Origin of the sequence: Acidovorax sp. HMWF029, from assembly GCF_003060895.1 — a bacterium.
Classification (GTDB): Bacteria; Pseudomonadota; Gammaproteobacteria; order Burkholderiales; family Burkholderiaceae_C; genus Acidovorax.
Genome location: NZ_QAIH01000238.1, coordinates 18959 through 21462, shown reverse-complemented (window position 1 = coordinate 21462; position 2504 = coordinate 18959). Strand labels below are relative to the sequence as shown.

At 66.7% G+C, this 2504-nt stretch carries 3 protein-coding genes; 1 reads left to right on the top strand and 2 read right to left on the bottom strand.

The window, feature by feature from the left end; genetic code table 11:
* Positions 1–994, bottom strand: a 994-nt coding sequence (locus DBR12_RS17620) for an alpha/beta fold hydrolase (RefSeq protein WP_108618459.1), incomplete at its 3' end; no start/stop codon positions are given.
* A gap of 110 nt (positions 995–1104) precedes the next feature.
* Between DBR12_RS17620 and DBR12_RS17615 the strand changes: the two genes are divergently transcribed.
* Positions 1105–1854 carry an AraC family transcriptional regulator gene (locus DBR12_RS17615; RefSeq protein WP_108618453.1) on the top strand — a complete coding sequence of 250 codons (750 nt, stop codon included), beginning with the start codon at positions 1105–1107 and terminating at the stop codon, positions 1852–1854.
* A gap of 6 nt (positions 1855–1860) precedes the next feature.
* On the opposite strand, the gene DBR12_RS23115 is transcribed toward DBR12_RS17615, so the two are convergent.
* Positions 1861–2504, bottom strand: a 644-nt coding sequence (locus DBR12_RS23115) for an ADP/ATP-dependent (S)-NAD(P)H-hydrate dehydratase (protein WP_233244750.1), incomplete at its 5' end; no start/stop codon positions are given.

The following is a 2504-nucleotide window of genomic DNA, read 5'->3' as shown; positions in this document are numbered from 1 at the left end:
ATTGAATTTTCTGGGGTGCCAGTGCGCTGGGTGGGGCAAGGCCCTCCAGAAAACGCGCATACCGCTGCGCCGTATTGGCGGGCGCTTCCATCATGGGCAGATGGCCGATGCCTGGTAGGGCTTCCAGTTGCGCCTGGGGCAGCAGCTTTTGCAGGGGAAGCAGTCCCGAGCGGTCAAACACCCGGTCGCTGTCGCCCCACAGCGCGAGCACGGGGTGCTGCTGCAGATCGCCCAGCCGCTGCTCCAGCAGATAGCGGTCCTTGAGCTGGGCGTCCCACAGGCGGGCATTGGATTGTGCATTGCGCAGCGCCGCCTGCTCGGTGGCGTGCAGGATGGGGTAGGGCAGGAACGGGCGCTTTTCAAACACCAGGTCCATCATGGCTCTGAAGGCGGCGTCGTCGTGAGCCACTAGCGGGCGCTGCCCGGTGTCGATAAGGCGGTCCATGTTGCTGGGCTTGGGCGAGCGGATGCCATGGGGCGCGCCGATGAAGGCGACGCTGGCCACACGCTCGGGGTGTTGCAGCGCAAACAGCGCGGCGATGGTGCCGCCCATGGAGTTGCCCGCGAGGTGGACCTTCTCGATGCCCAGGGCGTCCAGCAACGCGCCCAGGCGCTGTGTGTGTGCGGCGTAGTCATAGGGCTGGTCGTCTAGCCGGGAGCTTTCGCCAAAGCCGGGGAAGTCGGGGGCAATCACCCGGTACTGGCCGGTGAGGGGGCGCGCAAAATCCACCCAATGGTCTTTCTCCGCAAAAATCCCGTGCAGTAGCACCAAGGGTGTGTCTCCCTGTTGGCCGGGGGCCGGATGGGGCTGTGCACCGCTGTCCAGGTAGTGGATGGTGTGCATCGCGGCGGTAGTTGTTTTCTCTTCCATGCCCGAGAGGCTGCGGTTGAGGTGGAGCAGGGGCTCTTTGAGCAGCGAGGGGGCGCCGTAGTAGAGACCGATGCTGCCCAGAAATAGGGCGGCGGTAACAGAGAAAAAAGCGATGCGTTTCAAGAACCAGTCTCCTGTAGAAATGTGGGGTGCAGTGGCACTTGGCTGTGGCCACGCGCCCTGGCCAGGCAAGGCTATCGAGAACCGCGCCGCGAAACTTGTAGGTTTGGGCTATGCCGCAGCGAACGAATTCCCTGACGCTGGGCACTGACCGCGCGCTGTATGTGGGCGAGATCCCGGCCACGGGCTGGCATTGCCACGCATCGCCCGTGCTGCTGATGGGGCTCTCGGGCCGGTTTGCGTTGCACAGGGGTACCGGGTCGGTGGTGACCTGCCACAGCGCGCTCGTGGATGCCGGGGTGGAGCATCTGTTCGACCCCTGTGGCGAAGTGGTGGCGCTGGTGTACCTAGAGCCTGATTCGCTGGAAGCGCGCAGCCTTCGCAGCATGTTCCAACGGCAAGGTGGTGTGTTGCTGGACGTGGCGGCGCCGGTGCGTGCACGTGCCGCCATGGAGGGCCATCTGCGCGCCTTTGACCTCCCGGCCCTGCTGCAACGCCACCTGCTGCAGGCGGCGCCTCCGCTGGACCCGCGCGTAGCCCGCAGCTTGTTGGCCTTGCGCCGCCCGCAGCATGGGCATGGGCGCCTGGCGCGGGCGGGGCTGGCTTCCGAGGTGCAGTTGTCGGCCTCGCGCTTCAACCACTTGTTCCGCGCTGAAATGGGGGTGAGCCTGCGCAGCTACCGTGTGTGGTCGCAGGTGCGCCTGGCCATGACCGGGCTGGCGGTCAGCCCGCGCTTGACGGATGCCGCCTTGTATGGGGACTTTGCCGACTCGGCGCATTTCAGCCGCATGTTCCGCCAGACGTTTGGGATGACGCCTTCGAGTGTGCTCAAGCCGCTGCGGCAGGTCACGCTATTGGGTTGACCTTCATCACCCGCCAACACGCCGCGCCAGCGCGCTGGCGGTCAGCGCGCAGCCTGTGGGCCAGGCGTCGGCCACCTGACCATGTTGGTACACGGCTTCGCTTGCGGCGCGCAGGGCGCTAGCTCCGGCGGCCAGGTGTGCGCCCACCATGCCCGCCAGCACATCGCCCGTGCCTGCTGTGGCCAGCCGCGCATTGCCGGTGGGGTTGATGGCAGGGACCCGGTCTGGCGCCACCACCACCGTGCCAGAGCCCTTGAGCACGGCCACGCAGTTGAATTGGTCTGCCAACTGCTGCGCGGCCTCCAGCCGGTTGGCCTGGACTTCGGCGGTGGTCATGCCGAGCAGGCGGGCAGCCTCCAGCGGGTGCGGCGTCAGCACCGTGGGTTGCCCATGCTGACCCCGCGCCACCACCAGCGCGTGCAAGGCGGCTTCTGTGGCGATGGTGTTGAGTGCGTCAGCATCCAGCACTAGGCGCGCGGCGCGGGTGATGGCCTCGGGCAGCACGGTTGCAATGGCTTGGCCACCGCCGCATCCGCAGACTACGGTGAGTTGTTCCAGTGCCAGCGCATCGAAGCGGCGGAACATGAGCTCGGGCTGCAGCGGGTCGTGTTGCTGTTGGCCATTGTCGAGCAGGGCCACCAGCACCCGGC

What these genes read in the sequence shown, in the direction of transcription:
- DBR12_RS17615 (WP_108618453.1), top strand. Translation starts at nt 1,105, where the DNA reads ATGCCGCAGCGAACGAATTCCCTGACGCTGGGCACTGACCGCGCGCTG.